General features: G+C 64.5%; 22 protein-coding genes and 1 pseudogene. 8 read left to right on the plus strand and 15 right to left on the minus strand.

The window, feature by feature from the left end:
* From Q0C64_RS08975 to Q0C64_RS09005, 7 genes are all read right to left on the minus strand, one after another.
* On the minus strand, positions 1–303 hold a 303-nt coding region (locus tag Q0C64_RS08975), incomplete at its 3' end, for a Mur ligase domain-containing protein (protein WP_294122903.1).
* 7 nt (positions 304–310) lie between these two features.
* Complete coding sequence (locus tag Q0C64_RS08980; RefSeq protein WP_294122905.1) at positions 311–2020, minus strand: penicillin-binding protein 2; 1710 nt, start codon at positions 2018–2020, stop codon at positions 311–313.
* Positions 2020–2673, minus strand: coding sequence for a hypothetical protein (locus Q0C64_RS08985; protein WP_294122908.1), 654 nt, complete (start codon positions 2671–2673; stop codon positions 2020–2022). Before Q0C64_RS08985 ends, Q0C64_RS08980 begins: the two co-directional genes overlap by 1 nt.
* Positions 2670–3641, minus strand: coding sequence for a 16S rRNA (cytosine(1402)-N(4))-methyltransferase RsmH (gene rsmH, locus Q0C64_RS08990; RefSeq protein ID WP_294122910.1), 972 nt, complete (start codon positions 3639–3641; stop codon positions 2670–2672). Before rsmH ends, Q0C64_RS08985 begins: the two co-directional genes overlap by 4 nt.
* Positions 3638–4057 carry a division/cell wall cluster transcriptional repressor MraZ gene (locus Q0C64_RS08995; RefSeq protein WP_294122913.1) on the minus strand — a complete coding sequence of 140 codons (420 nt, stop codon included), beginning with the start codon at positions 4055–4057 and terminating at the stop codon, positions 3638–3640. The genes rsmH and Q0C64_RS08995 overlap by 4 nt, the downstream gene beginning before the upstream one ends.
* Positions 4058–4412: 355 nt before the next feature.
* Positions 4413–4940, minus strand: coding sequence for a DUF4350 domain-containing protein (locus Q0C64_RS09000; protein WP_294122915.1), 528 nt, complete (start codon positions 4938–4940; stop codon positions 4413–4415).
* Positions 4941–5065: 125 nt separating this feature from the next.
* A complete protein-coding gene (locus Q0C64_RS09005; RefSeq protein ID WP_294122919.1) occupies positions 5066–5323 on the minus strand; it encodes a hypothetical protein in 258 nt (85 codons plus the stop codon).
* 84 nt (positions 5324–5407) lie between these two features.
* Here Q0C64_RS09005 and Q0C64_RS09010 point away from each other — a divergent pair, with 84 nt between their 5' ends.
* Complete coding sequence (locus Q0C64_RS09010; protein WP_294122921.1) at positions 5408–5758, plus strand: hypothetical protein; 351 nt, start codon at positions 5408–5410, stop codon at positions 5756–5758.
* Between the two features lie 155 nt (positions 5759–5913).
* Here the strand turns inward: Q0C64_RS09010 and Q0C64_RS09015 are convergent, their stop codons facing one another.
* A complete protein-coding gene (locus tag Q0C64_RS09015) occupies positions 5914–6390 on the minus strand; it encodes a VOC family protein (protein WP_294122923.1) in 477 nt (158 codons plus the stop codon).
* Positions 6391–6505: 115 nt separating this feature from the next.
* Here Q0C64_RS09015 and purL point away from each other — a divergent pair, with 115 nt between their 5' ends.
* The 7 genes from purL (at position 6506) to Q0C64_RS09050 (ending at position 13041) form a co-directional block, all read left to right on the plus strand.
* A complete protein-coding gene (gene purL, locus Q0C64_RS09020) occupies positions 6506–8791 on the plus strand; it encodes a phosphoribosylformylglycinamidine synthase subunit PurL (RefSeq protein WP_294122925.1) in 2286 nt (761 codons plus the stop codon).
* A 175-nt stretch (positions 8792–8966) separates the two neighbouring features.
* Positions 8967–9383, plus strand: a complete 417-nt coding sequence (locus Q0C64_RS09025) for an endonuclease domain-containing protein (protein WP_294122928.1) — start codon at positions 8967–8969, stop codon at positions 9381–9383.
* Positions 9383–10153 carry a glycerophosphodiester phosphodiesterase family protein gene (locus tag Q0C64_RS09030; protein WP_294122930.1) on the plus strand — a complete coding sequence of 257 codons (771 nt, stop codon included), beginning with the start codon at positions 9383–9385 and terminating at the stop codon, positions 10151–10153. The genes Q0C64_RS09025 and Q0C64_RS09030 overlap by 1 nt, the downstream gene beginning before the upstream one ends.
* A 54-nt stretch (positions 10154–10207) precedes the next feature.
* On the plus strand, positions 10208–10426 hold the full coding sequence (locus Q0C64_RS09035; protein ID WP_294122933.1) for a ferredoxin: 219 nt from the start codon (positions 10208–10210) through the stop codon (positions 10424–10426).
* 104 nt (positions 10427–10530) lie between these two features.
* Complete coding sequence (bfr, locus tag Q0C64_RS09040) at positions 10531–11010, plus strand: bacterioferritin (protein WP_294122934.1); 480 nt, start codon at positions 10531–10533, stop codon at positions 11008–11010.
* An 82-nt stretch (positions 11011–11092) separates the two neighbouring features.
* Positions 11093–11770 carry a nitroreductase family protein gene (locus Q0C64_RS09045; RefSeq protein ID WP_294122937.1) on the plus strand — a complete coding sequence of 226 codons (678 nt, stop codon included), beginning with the start codon at positions 11093–11095 and terminating at the stop codon, positions 11768–11770.
* Between the two features lie 23 nt (positions 11771–11793).
* Entirely contained in the window at positions 11794–13041 is a 1248-nt protein-coding gene (locus tag Q0C64_RS09050) for a DUF418 domain-containing protein (RefSeq protein ID WP_294122939.1), read from the plus strand.
* 108 nt (positions 13042–13149) lie between these two features.
* Here Q0C64_RS09050 and Q0C64_RS09055 read toward each other — a convergent pair whose 3' ends face one another.
* The 7 genes and pseudogenes from Q0C64_RS09055 to Q0C64_RS09085 form a co-directional block, all read right to left on the minus strand.
* Positions 13150–13587: an Hpt domain-containing protein gene (locus Q0C64_RS09055; protein WP_294122942.1), complete on the minus strand. Its 438-nt coding sequence runs from the start codon at positions 13585–13587 to the stop codon at positions 13150–13152.
* Positions 13588–13679: 92 nt separating this feature from the next.
* Entirely contained in the window at positions 13680–15032 is a 1353-nt protein-coding gene (der, locus tag Q0C64_RS09060) for a ribosome biogenesis GTPase Der (RefSeq protein WP_294122945.1), read from the minus strand.
* A 38-nt stretch (positions 15033–15070) separates the two neighbouring features.
* A complete protein-coding gene (locus tag Q0C64_RS09065; protein ID WP_294122948.1) occupies positions 15071–16405 on the minus strand; it encodes a PQQ-binding-like beta-propeller repeat protein in 1335 nt (444 codons plus the stop codon).
* 12 nt (positions 16406–16417) lie between these two features.
* Positions 16418–17125, minus strand: coding sequence for a tetratricopeptide repeat protein (locus Q0C64_RS09070; protein ID WP_294122950.1), 708 nt, complete (start codon positions 17123–17125; stop codon positions 16418–16420).
* Between the two features lie 122 nt (positions 17126–17247).
* Positions 17248–18924, minus strand: a complete 1677-nt coding sequence (locus tag Q0C64_RS09075) for an FAD-dependent oxidoreductase (protein ID WP_294122953.1) — start codon at positions 18922–18924, stop codon at positions 17248–17250.
* Positions 18925–18928: 4 nt separating this feature from the next.
* Complete coding sequence (gene panB / locus Q0C64_RS09080) at positions 18929–19798, minus strand: 3-methyl-2-oxobutanoate hydroxymethyltransferase (protein ID WP_294122956.1); 870 nt, start codon at positions 19796–19798, stop codon at positions 18929–18931.
* Positions 19799–19860: 62 nt separating this feature from the next.
* Positions 19861–20102 (minus strand): annotated as a pseudogene (locus Q0C64_RS09085) (hypothetical protein); the annotation flags it as partial.

The following is a 20102-nucleotide window of genomic DNA, read 5'->3' on the forward strand; positions in this document are numbered from 1 at the left end:
ATTGGTGCCGGTGACTGCGACGATAACCTCCGGATAAGGCTCGAAAAATCTGGCCGCCAATTCGGCGAACAACCTGCGCGGCTCGGCGGCTGCGAGGTGCGGCACGCCTTCGACCCGCGCCTCAGGCCGGGCGACGATCGCCATCGCCCCGCGCTTCACCGCTTCGGCAATGAAATCCTCGCCGTTGAAGCGCGATCCGCGGAACGCGCCGAATATATTGCCCGGCGCGACCTTGCGATGGTCGAGCGCAAAGCCGGTCACTTCGGAATCGCTGATCGTATCGGCGAGCTCGCCCAATTGCATGGGTCGGCTATTCCGCTTTTTCGTGAACGTAGGGAAGGACTTCGGCCATGTTCGGCTCACGATTCTTGTCGGGGCGAACGCCGAGCATCGGCGCAATCCGGCTGACCGTGCGCGATACAACCGGCGCTACGTTCCAGCCAGCGGTCGTGAAGCCGTAAGTCTCCGGAGTTGCCTTGGGCTCGTCGAGCATGACCACGATCACATAGCGCGGCTCATCCATCGGGAACACACCGGCGAAGCTGGTGACGTTGAGGACGTTGCTGTAATGGCCGCCGACCAGCTTTTGCGCGGTACCGGTCTTGCCGCCGATCCGATAGCCCGGCGCATCGGCCTTCCTCCCGGTGCCCTTCATTACCACCAGCCGCAGCAGTGCGCGCATCTTGTAGCTGGTGTCTTCGGTGAAGACGCGATGCCCGGGCCCGACCGCATGATTGCGGTCGACCTTGAGCAGCGTCGCCGGGCGATAGATGCCGCCGTTGAACAGGGTCGCATAGCCGGTGGCGAGGTGCAGCGGCGTCACCGCGATGGCATGGCCGAAGCCGACTGTCATGGTTTCAAACGGGCCCCAGCGGCTGCCAGGGCTGAGCGTACGCCCGCGTTCCTTGAGCTCGACATTGACCTTGTTGAGGAAGCCCATCTTCTTGAGGAAGGCTTCCTGCCGTGGCTTGCCCAGTTGCGCCGCGATTTGCGCGGTGCCGATGTTGCTGCTTTCCTCCATGATCTCGGCGACCGTGCAGGGCCGACCGAACGGGTGGGTGTCATGGATCTGGTGGCCATAGGCATTGAGCACTTCTGGGCAATTGTAGATTTGCCCCATCGACCGGATCACGCCCGAATCCATCGCCATCGCCACGGTGAACGGCTTGAAGGTCGAACCGAGCTCATAAACGCCGAGCGTCGCGCGGTTGAACCGGGCTTCCGGCGTGCCGTTTCCGGCATCGTTGAGATTGAGCTGCGGCAGCGAGGTCATCGCCAGCACTTCGCCGGTGTGGATGTCCATCACCACCCCGGCCGCGCCGATCGCCGAGAAGTGGTTCATCGCATCGCCAAGTTCGTGCTCCAGCGCTTGCTGGACCCGGCTGGAAATGCTGAGCACGATAGGCTGGCCGCGCCGCGCCGGATCGCGCAATTGCTCGTCGAAAGCGCGCTCGATGCCGGCATTTCCCTTGCCGTCGATATCGGTGTAGCCGACGACGTGGGCGGCGAGGCTGGTTTGCGGATAGAGGCGGTCCGGCTCGCGCTCCAATGCCAGTCCGGGTTCGCCGAGCGCATTGATCGCCGCCACCAGCCGCGGCGGCGCGCGGCGGCGGAGATAGTAGAAATTCCGTCCCGACCGAAGCATGGCGAGATAGGCCGCCGTGTCCTTTTCGGGCATCAGCACCGCCAATTTCTCGGCCAGATCGAGCTTGTTGCCGATCACCTTCGACGGCTGCAGTCCGATGGTCCAGGCGTCGATCGTCCGGGCCAGCGCCTGGCCGTCGCGATCGACGATATCGCCGCGCTCGGGAATGAGGTCGATGACACCGCCCTTGCGGCCGGCGTGGTCGCCGAACGCAGCGAGATAGATCAGCCTGAGCGCGATGATGGCGATGATCCCGGCATAGACCAGCATGCCGAACATCAGCCTTTGGTGCATGACCGCGAGAATCTGCCGCCTTTGCCCGACCAGACGGAGCCGCTCGGGCCGTGCGACGAGAGCGGGCGTCGGGGCGTTCATCAGTCGGTTACGCGAGCCTTTTGAGGTTTCGAAGATGCACCTCCGGCGGACGCGGCGGGCGCGCTGCCTTTGGCCTTTGCGCCCGCGCCTGACAAGGGCGCCAACGGATCGGCCGTCGCGGTTTTGACCGGCTTCGTCGCAGGCGGAGTTTTGACAGCTACCGGCTCACGTGGGGGCGCCGATGCCGCTTGCGGTTGCGGCACCGAGTAGCTGGCGACATGCAGCATCTGATTGGCTGGGCGCGACGGTGCCGTCACCGTTGTCGGCAGATCGGCGTCGCCGGTCAACTTTGGCTGACCGTCAGCCGGCGGAATGGATGCCGCCGCCAGCACCACCGGTGCGTCGATCGCCGGTTGCCTCGGCGGTGCGACCAAGGTGGCGAGCTGGAACCCGCCCTGGACGAACTGGTCGGCGCTGGGCGCGGACAGGCGGATGAACTTGACATTCCACCGCTCGAGCTGGGCCAGGCGGCCGCGGGTACCGATTTCGGTCTGCAGCAGGCGGATGTCGCGCTGGGTCATTGCGATCCTGGTCTCGACATCCTCCAGCGCGGCGCGCTCCGAGGCGACGCGCAAGCTGACCAGGTAGAAGCCGAGCGCAGCGCCAACCACAGCACCTGCCGACAACACCGATCCGAAGCCACGCGCGCTCATTGCACTGCCCTCCTCGACGGGAGTTGGTCCCACGCGGGCGCCGCGGTACGGACCGCGGTACGGAGACGCGCCGAGCGCGCGCGCGGGTTGCGGGCCAGCTCGGCCTCCGAAGGGGAGACCGGCTTGGCAACTTGTGCGAAGGTCGGGGCGGGCCCGGGCGCGACCATGGGCCGATGGCGCGATCCGGCGGGCACATCGCCGCTGCGAACCTTCAGGAAGCGTTTGACGATGCGGTCTTCCAGGCTGTGGAAGGTGACCACCGCCAAGCGGCCGCCGGGACGGAGCGACCGCTCGGCGGCCCGGAGTCCCTGCTCCAGCTCGTCAAGCTCTGCGTTCAGGTGAATTCGGATGGCCTGGAAGGTGCGGGTCGCCGGGTCGCTCTTCTGTCCCTGGCGATAGCCCAGCGCCCTGCGCACCACCACCGCCAGCTCGGCCGTTCGGGTCAGTGGCCTAGCGGCGACGATGGCGCGAGCAACCGCGCGGGCGCGCGGTTCCTCCCCATAATCCTTGAGGACGCGGGCAATCTCGCCCTCTTCGGCATGGTTCAGGAATTCGGCGGCGGTCTCGCCCGACTGGCTCATCCGCATGTCGAGCGGGCCGTCCTTCTGGAAGGAAAAGCCCCGGTCGGCCTGATCGAGCTGCATCGACGACACGCCGATGTCGAGCGCGATGCCATCGACCGGCAGCAGGCCGCGTTCGGCCAGCACCCGGTCCATCTGGCTGAACCGCTCCTCGACCAAGGTAAGGCGCTCATCCGGGACGAGCGTCGGCCCGGCCGCGATGGCATTGGGATCGCGGTCGAAGCCGATCACTCGTCCCGCCCCTCCCCCAAGAATCGCGCGGGTGAAGCCGCCTGCTCCGAAGGTACCGTCGACTAGGGTCTCGCCGGGGACGATAGCGAGACCCGTTACGACCTCTTGGAGAAGAACCGGCAGGTGCGGGTTGTCGTTGCTCACGCCGTTTGTCATTGGCCGCGCTCCTCGAGCCGGAAGCGGGCGATATCTTTCATGTCCTCGGGGACATTCTTGTCGGCAAGGAACAGCTTCGGGTTCCAGATCTGGAAGGTCTCGCCGACGCCGACGAACAGGGCGAGGTCGTCGATCTGCCCCTTGCGACGCATCATCGGGGGCACGATGATCCGGCCCGAGCTGTCGTAGGGCACTTCCTCGGTGGCGCCGAACGCCATCATGGTGCGGCGGGCATGTTCCAGTTCGGCCGTGGGATCGGTCTCCTGCTTCTCCAGCAGCCGCTCGATCTTCTCATGCTTCAGCGCCGCATAGGCGGGGTCGTAGGCGCTGAGAGCCGGGAAGCTGTCATGCTTGGCGAGGACGATGGTGCGGGCATCGCCGCGGCGCTCGATAACCTGGCGCAGGAAGGCGGGCACGGAGACACGCCCTTTGGCGTCCACCGCATTCAAAGCACTGCCTTGAAACAGATGCTCTAGTGCCACGTACCGTCCCTCGACGCGGGCACAGCTTCCCCGTTCGCCAGTGCACGGGTTTCCCGTGCGCCCGACGATTTGACCGACTCAATACAGGTTAGCCCCGCGCTACTGACTGTGTTGGTAACTCAAGCAGGCACGGGATACAATGGATTTTGATGCCATATCGCGGGAATTCATGCCCAGTGGCGGAAAATCCACGGTTTTTTCAGGCTTTCTTTACCATTTGTTCCATGCCTGTTCTTGCGGGACAAGCCTGTGGATAAACATGTTGGAAAACCGCGCGACTCACGGCTGTTCAGCGAGTCCCGAGGCGGCTCAATTCACTCATCATCAAGTCGAGGCCTGGTGCGTCCGGATCTTCGACATTGATGAAATCGGCATCCGCAACCACTGTCGCCGAACCTTTGCCAATGCGGCAGCGCGCAACCAGCCCCGGGTCGGCGACCTCACAGCTGCCGCTGCTGACGAGGCCCGATTCCGATAAGGTGAGGCCCCAATGGTTGAGCAGCCCAGTATCGGCAAACATCGGCGGCGGGCGGAGCTTGTCGCCCAACGGCCGTTGGCTCGGCCATTCGAGTTTGGGATCGGCCAGCAGGAGGAGATGGCCGCCATCGCGCACCCATCGATCGAGCTCGACCAGCGCCTCAGCCGGCTGCGCCCTCGGCTGGGCCATCAGCAACAGTCGCGGGCCCTTCAGACTGGCCGCGTCGGCGACGCTGATAGTCTCGACCCTGTATCGTTGCTCGAGCCGGGTCAGTGCGGACGATCCGCCCCCATCGAGCGACATTTGTTCGTTGAACACCAGCGGCAGGCTGGTCAGCAACAAAAGTATTGGCCTGCCGGTCGCTGAGGGTAAAACCGCCGCCTGCCGATGCATCATGGAGGAAGCAATTGCGGCCAGGATTCCCACCCCCACCGCAACATAGGCGGCCAACAAGGTTCGCCGCCTCACTTGCCCTTGGCTTGGTTGGCTTGTTCGTCCGTGATGTTGGTGGACGTGCCCGTCCCCGGCGCGGCGCCGATTTCGGCCAGCGGCTCGTTGGGCTGGTCGGGCACCGCCAGTTCGTTCTGCACCGGCGGCGCGGAAGCGTCGTTACTCGACCGGCTGATCGCCGTCCCCAGCAGCACCAGCAGGAATACGAACGCCAGTCCGGTCAGGCCGATCCGGATACGCTGAATCCGTTCTTCCTTGTCGACACGGTTCATAACGTGCAACTTATGCGGCGCGGGGTGTCATTGCAACGAAGGCTGCGCTTTACGCGGCGCAGTGAGCTTGACTAAGGGCGGCATATGAATCGCAAGCTATCACTGATCATCATTGTCAGCGCGGCCCTGGTCGCCTGTGACAAGGAATCCCACACCATCGTCGGCGGCGAACAGCCCGACCCGATGAAGGAAGAGCTGGCCAATGCCGCGCCGGTCGAACTGCCGCCGGCGATTGCCGCCAGCAAGTCATACCGCTGCAAGGACAACAGCCTGCTGTACATCGATTGGTACAGCGACGGCAGCGCGCGGGTGAAGGCCAACAAGAGCGAGGCCGGCACCCAGGTTCCAGCCCCGGCCGAAGGCGTGAAGCCGACGCTGACCGGCGACGCCAAGAGCTCGTCGATCACTTACAACGGCCAATCCTGTAAGGCCTGAATTTGCTCCTCCCTGTTGCGAAGCAATGGGGAGGTGGCAGCCGCGCAAGCGGCTGACGGAGGGGCCAGTCACCTAGGCGGCCCCTCCACCATTTCGCTACACTCAATGGTCCCCCTCCCCATCCCGCTTGAGCGGGATAGGGCGGAGCCAGTGGTTTACGCTGGCTCGGTTTCCTTCTGCTTGGAGAAGAATGCCTTCATCCGCTCCGGAAGCTCCGAGTCCGGCACGTCCTCGATATGGGTCGCGAGGCTCCAGCCATGGCCGAACGGGTCGTTCAACGTTCCCATGCGGTCGCCCCAGAACTGATCCTCGACCGGCATCGTCTGGGTGCCGCCAGCCGCGATCGCCTTTTTGAACGCGCTGTCGACGTCATCGAGATAGACGATCAGCCCGGTTGGCGATCCGCCGCGCGCTTTCGGGCCCAGGTTTCCGCGCTCGGGAAATTCGTCGTTGAGCATGAACCTGGTGTCGCCGATCTGCAGCTCGGCATGGCCGATCTTGTCGCCCATCGGCAGCCTCGACAGCTCTTTGGCGCCAAACGCCTGCTTGTAGAAATCGATCGCCTTGGCCGCGTCGTCGACCGTCAGGACGACGTTTACGCTGCGATATCCTTCGGGAATTGGTTTCGGCATGACTGCCTCCTTGTCCGATTCCCCCCGCCCACCGCGCTTATCCTCCCCGAACGTGACAGCTTCAATGCGCCGACTCGGCTAGCGGCAACGGTTCATCGCGGCTAAGGGGCGCGCCATGTCAGTTCTCGAAGCCGCCCGCATCACTCCCGAAATCGTCGCCGAGCATGGCCTGAGCCCGGAAGAATATGAGCGCGTACTCCACGCGCTGGGCCGCGAGCCGAACCTGGTTGAGCTCGGTATCTTCTCGGTAATGTGGTCGGAGCATTGCTCCTACAAAAGTTCGCGCTTCCATTTGAAAAAGCTGCCCACAAAGGCCCCCTGGGTGATTTGCGGCCCGGGCGAGAACGCTGGCGTGATCGATATCGGCCCAGATGAACAAGGGCGGGGCCAGGCCGCCATCTTCAAGATGGAGAGCCACAACCACCCGAGCTACATCGAGCCCTATCAGGGCGCGGCGACCGGGGTCGGCGGGATCCTGCGCGACGTGTTCACCATGGGCGCGCGCCCGGTCGCCAACATGAACGCGCTGCGCTTCGGCCGGCCCGACCATCCGAAGATGCGCCATCTGATTGCCGGGGTGGTCAGCGGCATCGGCGGCTATGGCAATTGCGTTGGCGTGCCCACGGTCGGCGGCGAGGTCAATTTCGATACTGCCTATGACGGCAACATCCTGGTCAATGCGATGACCGTCGGCGTCGCCCACACCGACAAGATTTTCTATTCGGCCGCGACCGGGCTGGGGAACCCGATCGTCTATGTCGGCTCCAAGACCGGCCGCGACGGCATCCACGGCGCTACCATGGCCAGCGCCGACTTCGACGAGAACAGCGACGAGAAGCGCCCGACCGTCCAGGTCGGCGATCCCTTCACCGAGAAGCTCCTTATCGAGGCTTGCCTCGAGCTGATGGCGACCGACGCGATCGTCGCCATCCAGGACATGGGCGCCGCGGGCCTCACCAGCTCCTCTGTCGAAATGGCGTCCAAGGGCGGCGCCGGCATCCGCCTCGACATGAACCAGGTGCCTTGCCGCGAGGAAGGCATGACGCCCTATGAAATGATGCTGTCGGAATCGCAGGAGCGGATGCTGATGGTCCTGAAGCCCGGCCGCGAGGGTGAGGCCGAGGCGATCTTCAAGAAGTGGGAGCTGGATTTCGCGGTGATCGGTGAAGTCACCGACACCGGCCATATGGTGCTGGAGTGGAACGGCGACGTGGTGTGCGACATTCCGCTTGGCCCCTTGGCCGACGACGCGCCCGAATATGACCGGCCGCATCTGTCGCGCGAAGACTATAAGGCCTGGGCCCAGGTGAAGCCGCTCGGCGACGTGCCCAAAAGCACCGATATCGCCGCGGACCTGCTCAAGCTGATGGCCTCGCCCAATCTCGCCTCGCGCCGCTGGATCTGGGAGCAATATGACAGCCAGGTCGGCGCCGACACCGTCCAGCGCCCCGGTGGCGACGCCGCGGTGGTGCGCGTCCATGGCACGCGAAAAGCGCTGGCGATCACCACCGACTGCACCCCGCGCTACTGCTACGCCGACCCCCATGAAGGCGGGAAGCAGGCGATCGCCGAAGCCTACCGCAACCTCTGCGCGGTCGGCGCAAGGCCGCTCGCGGTCACCAACTGCCTCAACTTCGGCAACCCCCAGCGACCCGAAATCATGGCGCAATTTGTCGGCTGCCTCGAAGGCATGGGCGAAGCCTGCCGCGCCCTCGACTTCCCGATCGTCTCCGGCAACGTCAGCCTCTACAACGAGAGCAAGGCGACCGGCGGCGGCAGCGCCATCCTTCCCACCCCTGCCATCGGCGGCGTCGGCTTGCTCGACGATTGGGAGAAGTCGGCGACGATAGCGTTCCAAACCAGTCCTGAAGGATGGGCGCATGGCATTTGGCTGATTGGTTCATCGTCCAAGGGTGGGCGATATCTTGGCCAATCTCTTTGGCTTCGCGAGGTGCACAATCAGTCGAATGGTCGGCCACCGGTAGTCGATCTGAAGCACGAGCGCGAGGCTGGTGAATTCGTTCAGCGCCTCATCGCTGATGGGCTCGTCTCAGCCGTTCACGACATTTCGGATGGAGGGCTGCTCGTTGCAATCGCCGAGATGGCGCTCGCGGGAGATGTTGGTGCAGACATCGACATCAGCGATCAGCAAGATAGCCCGCTTGCGGCACGAATGTTTGGAGAAGACCAAGGTCTTTACGTCGTGACGAGCTGGGACAATGGAGACCAGCGCATTCCGGAGCTAGCGTCCGAACTCGGTATGGCATGCACATGGATTGGAATGACTGGCGGCGATGAACTGTTGATCGGGGATCATGGCAGCTTAGGCTCTATCCCCCTCGCCGACCTCCGCGCCGCGCATGAGGGCTTCTTCCCCGCGCTCATGCAGGGCGAGCTTTAGGGAATGGCTAGGCCCCTCCACCATCCTTCGCCTTTGGCTGCGAATGGTCCCCCTCCCCATTCCCTGCGGGAACAGGGAGGATTGACGTAGTGGCGACGTAAACCGATCCTCCCTGTTGCGAAGCAATGGGGAGGGGGACCGTGGCGCGAAGCGACATGGTGGAGGGGCCAAACCCGTGAAGGCCACCGCCAATGCAATGAAGGCGTCGAAGCGCCTGCGGCGGAACATGACACCGCCAGAAGCGCTGCTGTGGCAGTTACTGCGCCGGTCGCCGGCCGGAATCAGGTTTCGCCGCCAATATGCGATCGGACCCTACGTGGCCGACTTTTATTGTCCTGCGGTGAAGCTGGTGATCGAGATTGACGGGCAGGTTCACGGTGTCGAACGTCAGGCCCAACATGACGCGAGGCGCGATGCGTTAATCAAAAGCTATGGTGTTCGTGTTGAGCGTATTCCTGCCAGCGACGTGATGCGGGATGCCTCTTCGGTCGCCCAATCGATCATTGAGATTTGTCTGCCAGTGCCTCGGCCCCTCCACCATCCGGCAAGGCCGGATGGTCCCCCTCCCCGAGACGAGCTCGGGGAGGAATGATGAGCCTCACTCACTTCCTCGCATTTGTCGCCGCGGCAACGCCCGCCGCGCCGCCCCAACCGCTAACCATCGGCGCCCATCGCGGGCTGGCCGAGGGAGTGCCGGAGAACACCCTCGCCGCCTTCCGCCATTCGCTCGCCGCCGGCATCAAGGTCATCGAACTCGACCTGCGCACCACCAGGGATGGCCAGCTGGTCGTGATGCACGATGCGACGCTCAACCGGACCACCGACTGCAGCGGCGCCGTGGCCGAGCAGACGCTGGCCAGGATCCAGCAATGCGACGCCGGCTGGCCGACCCATGTCGGGGAGCGCGTGCCGACGCTCGGCGACGTGCTGGCGCTCGTCACCGACGCTGACACCCGCCTGCTGCTCGACTGCAAGTCGGTTGGCATCGACCAGGTGCTGCGCCAAGTCCGCGCCCATCATGCCGAGGGCAAAGTGATCTTCGGACTGCGCCGGCCTGGCGACATTGCCCACGCCCGCGCCGCCCTGCCCGGAGTTACCATCATCGCCTTCATGCCCGAGCGCGCAGACGCTCCTATGTTCGTCGATGCGGGGGCCGACATCGTCCGCCTCTGGTCCGACTGGGTCGAGGCCGATCCGGCGCTGGTCGCCCGCACCCAGGCACTGGGCAAGCCGGTGTGGATCATGGTCGGCCGCAAATTGCCGCGCAGCAATGCCGACTGGCAGGCGCTGCACGGCCGGATGATCGCCGCCGGCGCAGATGGCCTGGTCACCAACCGGCCCGAGTTGGTATCGGCGGAGTAGCCAACCCGTTCCGCCCTCTTGCGAACGCCTCGCATTATCGACTATATGGACTGCATGATCGTCTGTGTCTGCAATGCGATTCGGGAGGATGAGCTTCGGGCCGTCGCCCGCCAGGGCGAGAGCGAACCGGTGTGCGCCTACAAAGCACTTGGCTGCGAGCCGATCTGCGGCTGCTGCCTCGACTACGCCCAGGAAGTGATCGACGACGAGCACAAGAGGCCGGCACGGCGCAATCGCTCTAGCGTGGTGGTGAACTTTCCCAGGGCAGCCTGAACTGCGACTAAGTCGCATTATTTTTCGCTGATTTCCGCCAATTTTCCGCTTCCCTTCACCGAGCCGAAGGCGTATCCCGCTGCTTCCCTGACAGGAGGCCGCGCATGAAGGGCGACAAGAAGGTCATCCAGCTTCTCAACGAAGCGCTCAAGAATGAGCTGACCGCGGTCAACCAATATTGGCTGCATTATCGGATGCTCGACAATTGGGGCATTGCCAAGCTGGCCGAGTTCGAGCGGCATGAGTCGATCGACGAGATGAAGCATGCCGACAAATTGTCGGAGCGCATCCTGTTCCTCGACGGCCTCCCCAACTTCCAACTCCTGGGGAAACTCAGGATCGGCGAGAGCGTCGAGGAGATGCTGAAGTGCGATTATGCGCTGGAGCTGGAAGCGCTGACCCAATTGAAGGGCGCTATCGCCCATTGCGAGAAGGTCCAGGACTATGTCAGCCGCGACCTGTTCAGCGAGATCCTCGAAAATGAGGAAGAGCATGTCGATACGCTCGAGAAGCAGATCGACATGATCGCGCGGATGGGCCTGCAGAACTATATCCAGCTGCAAAGCGAAGCGACCGACGACTAGGGCGGCCCCGGCCGGGCCGGCATGACGCGTACGCATCGGGTCGATGTCTTGCCGATCCAATTGTGTCGCCTAAGCTGGCTGGATGAGCGAACCTTACAATCCCATCCCCTACACCGTGCTTCCGGCGCTATCCGACGACGAGCGCATCGAGCGCGCCAGTGCCTTCCGCGAGGCCATGGCCAAGCGCCGCACCTGCCGCATGTTTTCGCCCGCGCCGGTACCGCGAGCAGTCATCGAGCAGGCGATCCTCGCCGCCGGCACTGCGCCGTCGGGGGCCAATCACCAGCCTTGGCATTTCTCGGTGATCCGCTCGCAGGATTTGAAACAACGCATTCGCATCGCTGCCGAAGAAGAGGAGCGCGCCTTCTACGCCGGCAAGGCGGGCCAGGAATGGCTTGAGGCGCTTGCTCCTCTCGGCACTGACGCGGACAAGGCCTTTCTCGAAACAGCCCCCTGGCTGATCGTCGCCTTTGGCCAGCGGCGCGGCGGGATCGACCCCGGCGACAAGAAGCAGAATTACTATGTCACGGAGAGCCTGGGCATTGCCTGCGGCCTGCTGCTCGCCACGCTTCACCAGGCCGGGCTGGCGACACTAACCCACACACCCTCGCCGATGGGTTTTCTGCGCGAGCTATGCGGTAGGCCGTCGGATGAGAAGGCGTTGATGATCATCGTCGCCGGCCTGCCCGCCAAGGGTGCGACCATTCCCGAATTTGCCATGCGCAAGAAGCCGCTGGAGCAAATCTCAAGCTGGTTGTAGCGTCGCTGCAGCAGGGGGCGCCGATGGCCACATCATCCGACCGCATCTTCAGTCTCGACATGATCCGCGGCGTCGCGGTGATGGGCATTTTCTCGGTCAACATCATCGCCTTCGCGATGATCGACGGCGCCTATTTCAACCCGTCGGCCTATGGCGGCTGGCACGGCGCCGACCTTGGCCTGTGGGCGACCAACATGCTGCTCATCGACGGCAAGATGCGCACGCTATTCTCGATGCTGTTTGGCGCCTCGACCCTGCTGGTGATCGAGCGGGCGGAGGCGGGCCGCCTTTCAGGGCCGAAGGTTCATATCCGCAGGATGCTGGTGCTGCTCGGCTTCGGCCTGATCCATTTCTACCTGATCTGGTTCGGCGATATCCTTGTCCTCTATGCGTGCAGCGGGCTGATCGCCTTCCTGTTCAGAAAGCTGCCGGTGCAACGGCTGGTCGCGCTCGGCGCCTCTTTCCTGCTGGTCGGCATGCTGCTCTTCTCCGGCTTCATGTTCAGCCAGTACCAGGCCGACATCGCCGCCCATGCTCCAGGCGCGACGCAGCAAGCGATCAAGGAGTGGAATGACGGGCTCGGCAATTTTTTCCCGACGGCTGCCGAGATCGCCAAGGACAAGGCGCTCCACCTCGGCACGTGGCTGAACCTGGTGAAGGACAATCTCGATCACTGGAAGCGGATCATCGGGAACACGCTGGTGTTCATGCCAGACACGATCGGGCTGATGCTGCTCGGCATGGCCGGCTACAAATCGGGGTTCCTGACCGGCGAGTGGGACGATGCCGCCTATGCTCGCGTTGCGCGGATTGCGATTCCGATCGGCCTCGCCGCCTGCGCCTGCATCGTCGCCTATGACATCATGTCAAACTTCTACATCATCGGCGTGTTTGCGGCATTTGTGATCCTGGCAACGCCGTTCATCACCATCATGGCGTTCGGCTATGCCGCGCTGATCATCCCGCTGTCGCGCGGACAGGGCTGGCTTGCCCGGCGCATCGCCGCCGCCGGGCGCTCAGCCTTCACCAACTATCTCGGCACGTCGCTGATCGCGACTTTCGTCTTCTATGGCTGGGGCCTCGGCCTGTACGGATCGGTATCGCGGTGGCAGGCGTGGCTGCTGGTGCCGGTCGTCTGGGCGATCATGCTGACCTGGTCCAAGCCATGGCTGGAGCATTTTCAGTACGGCCCGCTGGAATGGGCGTGGCGCAGCCTGGCGCGCGGGAAGTGGCAGCCGATGCGGAGAGAAACGCTCCTCCCTGCGGCGTAGCCGTGGGGAGGGGGACCGCTCGGCGAAGCTGAGTGGTGGAGGGGCCCCTCCGTCAGTCCTGCGGCCTGCCACCTCCCCATTGCTTCGCAACAGGGAGGAATAATTGGCCTAAATCCGGCCGAAGCCCTGGTTGGCGACCTTCTTGCCGAAGCCGCCGACGCCCGGCGCGGCGCGGCTCTGCAGCGGATTGGTCGCCTTGTCGAACAGCTCGACCGTGCGGTTCCACAGCCGGCGAAGTTCGACCACATTGGGCACCAGCTCGTCAGGGAAGCGGTGGGTCTCGACGCACATCCGCGCGGTCTGCTCGATCAGCTCGGCCACCTGCGCCAATGGCTCGGCCCCAAACTGGCGCGCTTCGCCCTTGATGGTATGCGCGGGGATGATCAGCGCGACGGTGTCATGCTCGTGCATGGCCTGCTCGATGGCGGCCACGCTCTTCGCCCCGTCTTCGCGGAAATAGGCCAGGATCCGAATGAAGCCCGGGCCAAGCTCGGCGCGGCTCTTCTCGAAGTAAACCCAGTCAATGATGTCAGAGCCGTCGTCCACTGGTTCCATGCTCCCAGGCGCCTCTGGTCGTAGGCGCGATCCCACGCACCCTGCCTAACCCGAAAAGGGTAAAGGAGCGGTTATTTTCTGGACTAACCCTTGTTATGAAATGGGTTCTTCGGCGCCCGCATGGTCATGCGTAGCGGCACCGGTCCCAGGTCGAGCTCACGGCGCATCGAGTTCAGCAAATAGCGCTGATAGCTGGTCGGCAGCTGGTCGACCCGCGTCCCGAACACGACGAAACTTGGCGGGCGGGTCTTCACCTGGGTGATGTAGCGAAGCTTGATCCGCTTGCCGCCCGGCGCCGGCGGCGGATTCTGTTCGACCGCGCGCTCGAACCAGCGGTTAAGCTCGCCGGTGGTTACGCGCCGCGACCAGCTGTCGCGGACTTCGAACGCTGCGCCGAGCAGCTGGTCGACGCCCTTGCCGGTCTTGCCCGACACCGTCAGCAGCGGCACGCCCTTCAGCTGGCTGAGACCCTCTTCGAGCGCCGCCTTGACCCCGTTGAACAGCGACGAGGCATGTTCGGCCACGTCCCATTTGTTGAGCGCGATGACCAGCGCCCGGCCTTCCTCGAGCACCTGGTCGGCGATGCGCAGATCCTGCGATTCCAGCCCGCGCGTTGCATCGAGCAGCAGCACCACCACCTCGGCATAATCAATTGCCCGCTTGGTATCGAACGCCGACAATTTCTCCAGCTTGTCCTCAACCTTGGCGCGCTTCCTGAGGCCCGCCGTGTCGACCAGCCGCACTGGCCGATCGTTCCACAACCAGTTGATGCTGATGCTGTCGCGGGTGATGCCGGCCTCGGGACCGGTAATCATCCGCTCCTCGCCCAGCATCTTGTTGACCAGGGTCGACTTGCCGGCATTCGGCCGCCCGACAATGGCCAGCTTGAGCGGCCCGGCAATCTCCTCATCTTCTTCGGCTTCGGTTACGAAATGCTCATGCTCGACGTGCGGGCGGATCGCCTCGAACAGGTCGACCAGGCCCTCGCCATGTTCGGCCGACAGGGAAAAGGGTTCGCCGAGGCCCAGCGCGAACGCCTCGAGCCGTCCGGCTTCGCCGGCATTCCCTTCGGCCTTGTTCGCTGCAACCACCACCGGTGTCGCATGGCCGCGCAACCAGCGGGCAATTTCCTCGTCGAGCGGCGTCAGTCCTTCGCGCGCGTCGATCAGGAAGAGGGCGACGTCCGCCTCCCTGACGGCCGCCTCGGTCTGGGCGCGCATCCGGCCGGGCAAGGAATTGGGATCCTCGTCCTCGAAGCCTGCCGTATCCATCACCCGGAATTTGAGGTCGAGCAGCCGGCCTTCGCCTTCGCGCCGGTCGCGGGTCACGCCCGGACGGTCATCGACCAGCGCAACGCGCTTGCCGACCAGCCGGTTGAACAGCGTCGATTTGCCGACGTTGGGTCGGCCGATAATGGCAACGGTGGGAAGGGGCATGGCGCCGCCCCTGCCCGCCTACTGCGGGTCCGTCAACCTTAGCGGTAAGCGATGAGCCTGCCGGTGTCGGTCAGGATATACAGCGTCGAGTTGGCTACGACCGGCTGGAAGCTGACGCCGTCCTTGATGTCGACCTGGCTCTGGAAGCTGCCATCCGTCGGGTTGACGTTGATGAGGGCGCCGTTCGATCCGGCGAGGATCAGCCGGTCACCGGCCAGCACCGGGCCGACATAGGTGATCAAGCCGGACTTGGCCTTCATATGCTCCCAGCGCGGCAGCTGGTTGATCCAGCGGATCTTGCCGCTGGCGCGGTTGACCGCCACCAGCTGGGCCTTGTCGTTGACCGCGAACAGCCATTCACCGGCAACCCAAGGCGTGGCGATGCCACCGAAATTCATTTCCCAGATGCGCTGGCCGGAGAAGAGGTCGAGCGCGACCATCCGGCCGCCCTGGCCGACGGCATAGACCGCGCCGCCGTCAATTACCGCATCGGCATCGATGTCGCTGAGCGAAGCGACGCTGGTCGTGATCGAGGTCCGCGCCAGCGCGTCCTGCCACACCTGGCGCCCATTCTCGTAGCGATAGGCATTGAGCTCGCCGCTGGAGAAGCCGGCCACCACCGTGCCTTGGCCGATCGATGGCGCCGCCGCGCCGAACACGCCGGCAATTTCCAGCGCCGCGGCATTGGACCAGTTGGTCGAACCGTCGCTGACCTTCAGCGAGTAGATCTGGTTGTCCTGGCTCATCACATAGACCGAACCATCGGCCACGGAAGGTTCGCCGCGTAGCGGTCCGCCCGGACGAACCGTCCACACCGAGCCGCCGTTGCTGGCGCTCAATGCGGCGACATAGCCGAGCCCGTTGGTGGCGTAGACCTTTCCGTCGTCATAGGCGACGCCGCCGCCGTAGAGCGATGTCTTGTTGTCGCCGACCTCGCCGAACCGGGCCGACCACAGCTCGTGGCCGTTGGTCGCGTCGAACGCGCGGACCACGCCGAGCGTGTCGATCGTGAACACCTTGCCTTCGGCCACCACCGGGCCGCCACCCAGGCGCCCGTACTTGCCGCTGCCTTCACCGATCTGGGTAGTCCAGGCGACCCCCAGCGATTGACCGAGCGCGACATGGCCGACCGACTTGCGGGCATTGCCACCCGACTGGGCCCATGTGGTGTTAGCTTCCGCCGCCGGCAGGGTCATCGGCACGGCCGCAGTGTCCGGATCGATGTCGATCTCGGCCTCATTGACCAGCACCGCGACCCGCTCCCCGGGGACCGTGGCCTTCTTCTCCTTCTTGAAGATGCCGCCGACCGTGCTGCAGCCAGCCAGCAGCGAGGCTGCCATCAAGAGGGTTGTGACGCGGGTGACGTGACGCATGGAGAATATGTCCTACTGGGCAGGAGTGAGATCGACCGGCATGGCGGCGGTCGCGTCGACGCCGAGCGAGCCGGCGAGCTGGACCGCGCGGGCGCGGATCGATTGGGGAACTTGTTTGTCGGAGGCGATCCTGGCGAACAGCTGGCCGGCGCCGACCTTGTCGCCCTTGTCGAGCATCGCCATGCCGGTCATTTCGCCGGCGGTGCCGAAGAATGGCTTGCCCTGTTCAGTCAGCGGCTTCAGCCGCGCAATGACCTCGTCGGGCTTGAGCGCGTCAAATTCCGTCATCGTCCGGCGAACCAGGGCGAGGTCGCGATATGGCTGCGGCAAGCCGCTGTCATTTTCGACCTTGGTATAGAGATCGATCGCCGTCTTGCGGTCGTTCTTGCGCAGCGCCAGCGCGGCCTGGCCGAGCAGCGCCGAGGCACGGGTCACATCGTTGGCAGAATCGCCGAGCGGCGCCAGTTCGGCCTGCGCGCCCTTGCTGCTGCCAGATGCGGCCTTGTCGAGCGCGGCCGAAATGGTTTCGCTGTCGGCCGCGGCCTGCTTCTGGCTGTTGCTCTGCCAATAAAGGTAGCCGCCGACCGCACCCAGGAACAGGACGACGGCGGCGATGATCCATTTGCCGTACGACTTGGCCATGTCGGCCATCTGGTCGCGGCGTAAATTTTCATCGACTTCGCGGACGAAGGCTTCGGCCGGATCGGTAGGAAGCGCCAAGTTAATCCTCAAAACTGCCCGTGGGGGTCGTACGGCCGCTTCCTTCCCCACCCCAAATGAACAGAAGCTGGCGCGAGCCGTCTAGCGCGGGCGGGACGAAAGGCAAAGGGTGGAAAGCGTTGCTATTCGGCGGGGACGGCGTGCTGCACCGAAATTGCGATTTGCGGCGCGTCGGCGAGGTAGCCGTGGATTGCGGCCACCACCTGCGCGCCATCGCCGACCGCCGCCGCGACCCGTTTGACCGATCCGGCGCGGACGTCGCCGATCGCGAATATCCCGCGGCGGCTGGTTTCAAGCGGGAGCCGGTCGTCGCCCGCGGCTTCGCCGGTCTGCACGAACCCGCGATTGTCGAGCTTGATTCCCGAACTTTGCAGCCAATCGGTGTTGGGCTCGGCGCCGATGAAAGAGAAGAGAAAGCGCGACGAACAGCGGATTTCCTTGCCCGTCGATCGCTCGATGACAGTGAGTCCTTCCAATGACCCGGCATCGCCGTGAAGCGATCTGATCTCACAGCCGATGACCACTTCGACGTTGGGCAGGCTCTCGATCCGCTCGATCAGATATTGCGACATGGTTTCGCTCAGCGGCCGCCTGGCGATTAGCGCCACATGTTTCGCCTTGCTGGCCAGGAACACCACCGCCTGGCCGGCCGAATTGCCACCGCCGACCAAGGCAATTTCTTGCCCGGCGCACAAATCTGCTTCGAGCGGGGAGGCCCAATAATGGACGCAGCTTCCTTCAAATTGCTCAAGCCGCTCGACGCCAAGGCGGCGATAGCGCGCACCGGTGGCTAGCACGACGCTCCTTGCCTGGATCCGCTCACCGGTGGCCAGCAGCACGTGGCACGGGTCGTTGCCGCACTCGAGCCTGGTTGCTTCGTCGGGAATGGCCAGCTCGACCCCGAATTTTTGCGCCTGGCCGTAGGCCCGGCCCATCAATGCCATGCCGCTGATCCCGGTCGGGAAGCCGAGGTAATTCTCGATCCGCGCCGAGGCACCAGCCTGGCCGCCGAACGAGCGGCAGTCGATGGTCAGCACCGACAGGCCTTCGGATGCGGCGTAAACCGACGTCGCGAGCCCGGCCGGGCCGGCGCCGATAATCACCACATCGTATAATTTGTCGGCATCGATCGGTCCGACCAGCCCGACGCAGCGCGCCAGCTGGCCTTCGCTCGGATTGCGCAGCAGCTGGCCGCCCGGACACAGCACGATCGGCAGTTCCTCGGGCTCGATTTCGAACTGCTCGACCAGTGTCCGGCCGCAGCTGTCCCCGGCAGGGTCGAGGTTCTGGTAAGGATGGCCGTTGCGGCGCAGGAAATTGACGAGCCGAAGGACGTCGGCGTTGGTTTCCTGGCCGACGATGATCGGCCCGGCCCCAGCCTCGATCAGTCCCACCCGACGGAGGATCAGCGCCCGCATGATCCGTTCGCCCAGCTCGGCCTCGGCGATCAGCATCGCCCGCAAGCGGTCCGGCGGCACTGCGATCGCCTCTACTGGGTCGAGCGCGGTCACTTCGACCAGCGAGGGTCGCCCCGACAATTGTGCCAGCTCGCCCATGAAATTGCCGCGCTCATGGGTGACGATGTGGGTCGGAGGGTGGCCCTGCTGGATCACCTCGGCGCGGCCAGACAGTAGCAGCAGCAGGCCCGGCCCGACCTCGCCCGGACGCGCAATCACCTCGCCGGCGACGTAGCTCACCGGTGCGCCGAACCGCGACAGCCGCGCCAGTTCCTCGTCGGTCAGCCGCGGGAACATCTGCGCCCCGCGCGTGGCAATGATCGACTGGCTGGGCTCGGCCATCTTGCTACTCTTTCGGGCGGTAGGTTTGCTCTTCGGTCGGGAAGGTCCGCTCACGTACTTCCGAGGCATATTTGCCGACCGCCTCGCCAATCTCGCTCGCCATGTCGGCATAGCGCTTCACGAACCGCGGCGTGCGCTCGAACAGGCCGAGCATATCCTCGGTGACCAGCACCTGGCCGTCGCATTTGGGCGAGGCGCCGATGCCGATGATCGGCACGTTGACCGCCTCGGTCACCTGCTCGGCGATCTGCTCCATCACTCCCTCGACAACGATGCAGAAGGCGCCCGCATCGGCCACCGCTCTGGCGTCGCCGACGATCTTCTTGGCTTCGTCGGCGCTCTTGCCCCTCGCGCCATAGCCGCCCAGCACATTGACCGCCTGCGGCGTCAATCCGACATGGCCGATCACCGGGATGCCGCGGTGGGTGAGGAAATCGATGGTCGGCGCCATCGCCTCGCCGCCCTCCAGCTTGACCGCGGCGCAGCCGGTTTCCTTCATGATCCGCGCCGCGCTCTCGAATGCCTGCTGCGGCGAGCCCTCATAGCTGCCAAACGGCATGTCGACCGCGACCAATGCGTGCCACGACCCGCGCACCACCGCCGCGCCATGGTTGCACATCATTTCCATCGTCACCGGCACGGTCGAGGGCAGGCCATAGATCACCTGGCCCAGGCTGTCGCCGACCAGCAGCATCTCGCAATGCGGGTCGAGCAATTGCGCCATCCGCATAGTGTAGGCGGTCAGCATGACCAGCGGCTGCTCGGTCTTTCCGTCCTTCTTATGCCCGCGGATCGCCGGGACGGTCATGCGCTTTCCGGGGACCGGCGTCGGCGTTGCGCGGCTGGTCGAGGTATCGATAGTGAAGGTCGACATGCAGGCCTTTTAGCGATTGTGCAGTGCCGCAACCAGCCCCGCGACGGTCACGGCCAGTTCGCTTAGCGCAGCCAGCCGCGCCGCTTCGCCAGTCGACTGAGCATGAATATGCCGTAGCAGATGACGAAAATGATGATCGGGCCGAGCAGCGCGTCGGACGTCACCACCCGCATTTCCGGGACAATGAAGATCGCGCTGAACTGGATGACCACCGCGACCAGTGAAATCAGCAGCAGCTGCTGCGCCCAGCGCCGGCGAAGCAGCAGGCCGAGCGTTCCGATGAGCCCGACCCATACCGCGGCCC

Source organism: Sphingomonas sp. (assembly GCF_023266535.1).
GTDB lineage: Bacteria > Pseudomonadota > Alphaproteobacteria > Sphingomonadales > Sphingomonadaceae > Sphingomicrobium.